Here is a 3,188-nt window from a genome sequence, read left to right on the forward strand (position 1 = left end):
GCCGCGGGCGTGTGGTTCGCCGCCGAACTCGTCGTCCTCGCCGGGGACGCGGCCGACATCGTCGGCGTCCCGGTCACCGACCTGGCCCCGTCCGATTTCGGGACCTTCCTGATCCATCTCAGCGGCGGCCAGATCGGGCTGGCGATCCTCGCCGCCACCGCGGCGATCGCCTGCTACAGCGCGCTGTCGTTCCGCAGGCCCGCCACCGCCTCCCCCGATCTGGTGCTGATCTTCGCGGCGGTGGCGCTGGCGTTGCGCCCGGTCACCGGGCACATGTCCCAGCAGGCGCTCGGCTCGGTGCTCGCCGCGGTGCACGCGCTGGCCGCCGCCTGCTGGTTCGGCCTGCTGATCGCCATGGCCCTCGTCCTGCGTACCCGCGGCGACTGGGCCGCCGCCCTGCCGCGCTATTCGGGCCTCGCCGCGCCGCTCATCGTGCTGCTCGCCGCGTCCGGCCTGATCAACGGCCTCATCCGGGCCGACGGACCGGCGGGCCTGCTGCGCACCGGCTACGGCCACATCCTGCTGGCCAAACTGGCCGTGCTGCTCGTCCTCGCCGGGCTGGGCTGGTGGTGGCGGCGGCACTGGGTCCCCCGCACCCGCGACCACCGCGGCACGGCCGAGGATTCCCTGCGCAACGCGGTGGTCGAGCTGACCGTGATGGGGGTGGCCTTCGGCCTGGCCGCCGCCCTGGCTGTGACGGCCTGACGGTCGCGCACGCTAGGGTCGCTCCTATGACGGAAGTGAGGATCGTCGAGGACTGTGCCGCTTCGGCGGAGACCGCCTGGGCGTACGTGAACGACTACCGCAATCTCTCGAGTTTCCTCTACGGGATCGAATCCTTCGTCCCGGTCACCGAGCAGACCGAGGGACTCGGCGCGACCTTCGACGGCGACATGAAGCTCGGACCCGCCTCGCTGAAGTCGCGGATCGAGGTCGTGCGGTGGGAGCCGAACCGCGCGATCGGGGTGAAGTCCATCAAGGGTTTCCAGGTGGAATCGACGTTCCTGTTCTATCCCAAGGGTCCGGACCTGTGCACGATCGACGCCGTGATCGACTTCAACACCGGTAGCGGCATCACCGGCAAGGTGCTCGGCAAGACCATCGAACCGTTCGTGAAGATCGCCGTGAAGCACACCACAGAACACCTGATCGCGCAGATCACAGATGTGCACAACAGCGGACGGGCCTGACAGAATCGGGCCATGACCGAGTCAGCGAATGTAGTGGCCACCGCCGATCTGGCCGACGAGATCGGCCCCGAGATCCGCAGCTGCGACACGCAGTTCCTCCAGTTCGGCGGGCGTGAGGCGTTCGCCGGGCCGATCGTCACGATCCGCTGCTTCCAGGACAACCTGCTGGTGAAGCAGACCCTGAGCGAGCCGGGCGAGGGCCGGGTGCTGGTCGTCGACGGCGGCGCGAGCATCCACACCGCCCTGGTCGGCGACATCATCGCCGGTCGCGGCGTCGACAACGGCTGGGCGGGCGTCATCGTCAACGGCGCGGTCCGCGACTCCGCCATCCTGCGCACCCTCGACATCGGCGTGAAGGCGCTGGGCACCAACCCGCGCAAGAGCACCCAGACCGGCAGCGGCGAGAAGGACGTGCCGGTCGAGTTCGGCGGGGTGACCTTCAACCCCGGCGAGATGGTCTACAGCGACCACGACGGCGTCGTCGTCCGCTGATCGGTCGCGGCGGTCGCCGCGAATTCTCGGCTTCGTGACCTCGCGGCCGAGGACCGATACCGCGCCTTCGGCGTTACGTGTCGGTCCTCGGCCGCGAGCCGTCGAACGGCCCGAACCGGACCCCCTGCGCCCCTGTGTGACACGTCACCACGATGCGATTCCTGTCCTCGCTGTCGGAAATCGGACATCCCAAACCGCTGGTGTGGCGAGTGGATGTTGTTGCGCCTATTGTGATTCGCGGAGTGGACTGGTTCTGGACTTCCGGTCGGGTCGGGCGCCCCGAGATAGCGAGTTACTTCCGTTAACTCGCTATGCACAGGGCGGACATCTGGCAGGTCCAGTATCTGAACGGCACTTATCGGGGTTTGCTCTCAATAGGTGAGCAAGTTTGGACTGGAGCAGTATGCGGTTGAAGAAGATTGTCGCGGGCCTGGGCGCGTCCGCGGCGATGGTGTCCGGTTTGATGGTCGGCGGCACGGCCACCGCCACCGCGGCGCCGGGGGGATGCCCGAGCCTCTACGTGGTCGCCATCCCCGGCACCTGGGAAACCGGACACGACAAGACACCCGGCCCCGGCATGCTGTCGGGCGTGACCAACGGCCTCGGCAGCCGGACCGAAGTCGACTACGTGACCTACGCCGCCACCGCCTTCCCCTGGGAGGGCGATGTCTACGGCAACTCCAAGAAGGAAGCGGTGAACACCGCGCGCGGCCTCATCGCCGCCAAGGCCGCCGCCTGCGGCGCGACCCAGATCGCGCTCGTCGGCTACAGCCAGGGCGCCGACGCCGCGGGCGACCTGGCCGCCGAGATCGGCACCGGCCTCAGCGTGATCACCCCCGACCGCGTCGCCGGCGTCGGCCTCATCTCCGACCCGCGCCGCTCCCCCACCGACATCCAGGTCGGCCCGATCGCTCCGGGCGCAGGCGCGGGCGGCGCCCGCCCCGGCGGCTTCGGCTGGATCAGCGACCGGGTCCGCACCATCTGCGCGGTCGACGACCTCTACTGCGCCACCGCCACCGACGACTTCGTCACCCGGTTCGCTGGCTTCCTCGCCCAGAGCTCGGACGCCAACCCGGCCAACATGTGGCGCTACCAGATCGAAGCGGGCGCCATCATCAGCGACCTGATGGCCCACGGCGGCATGCCGACCCTGCAGTCCCAGCTGTCCGACGCCGCCAACCAGCAGCGGGCCAAGGACCTCGAACGCTTCTACCGCTCGCAGGCCCACACCCTCTACGGCAGCTACGGCGTCGGCGGCGGCCAGACCGCGATCAGCTGGATGCACAACTGGATCGACGGCATGGACTGAGCTATTGGAGCGCTGGCGCGCTCGAGTCGCGGCCCTTTGTGCCCCGACGAAAAGAATCCCGATCCTCGCGGCTGCGCCGCATGGGGTCGGGATTCTTTTCGTCGGGGCGGCCGCGACCGCCGCTGCGCGGCGGGGCCTCCTCGGGGTCGGCCCGTCGTGGCGGGGTTCCAGGACGACCGGCCGTCGTGGCGGGTCCA

Annotated in this window: 4 protein-coding genes; all 4 read left to right on the top strand. The window is 69.4% G+C overall.

Going from position 1 to position 3,188, the window contains the following annotated elements:
• Positions 1-705, top strand: a 705-nt coding sequence (locus ON36_RS00195) for a CopD family protein (RefSeq protein WP_043646174.1), incomplete at its 5' end; no start/stop codon positions are given.
• Positions 706-731: 26 nt separating this feature from the next.
• On the top strand, positions 732-1,190 hold the full coding sequence (locus ON36_RS00200; RefSeq protein WP_052313489.1) for an SRPBCC family protein: 459 nt from the start codon (positions 732-734) through the stop codon (positions 1,188-1,190).
• A gap of 12 nt (positions 1,191-1,202) precedes the next feature.
• A complete protein-coding gene (rraA, locus tag ON36_RS00205; RefSeq protein ID WP_043646176.1) occupies positions 1,203-1,682 on the top strand; it encodes a ribonuclease E activity regulator RraA in 480 nt (159 codons plus the stop codon).
• A 403-nt stretch (positions 1,683-2,085) separates the two neighbouring features.
• Positions 2,086-2,991 carry a cutinase family protein gene (locus ON36_RS00210; protein ID WP_083884811.1) on the top strand — a complete coding sequence of 302 codons (906 nt, stop codon included), beginning with the start codon at positions 2,086-2,088 and terminating at the stop codon, positions 2,989-2,991.
• Positions 2,992-3,188 lie beyond the last annotated feature (197 nt).

This window comes from Nocardia thailandica NBRC 100428 (assembly GCF_000308795.1).
GTDB lineage: Bacteria > Actinomycetota > Actinomycetes > Mycobacteriales > Mycobacteriaceae > Nocardia > Nocardia thailandica.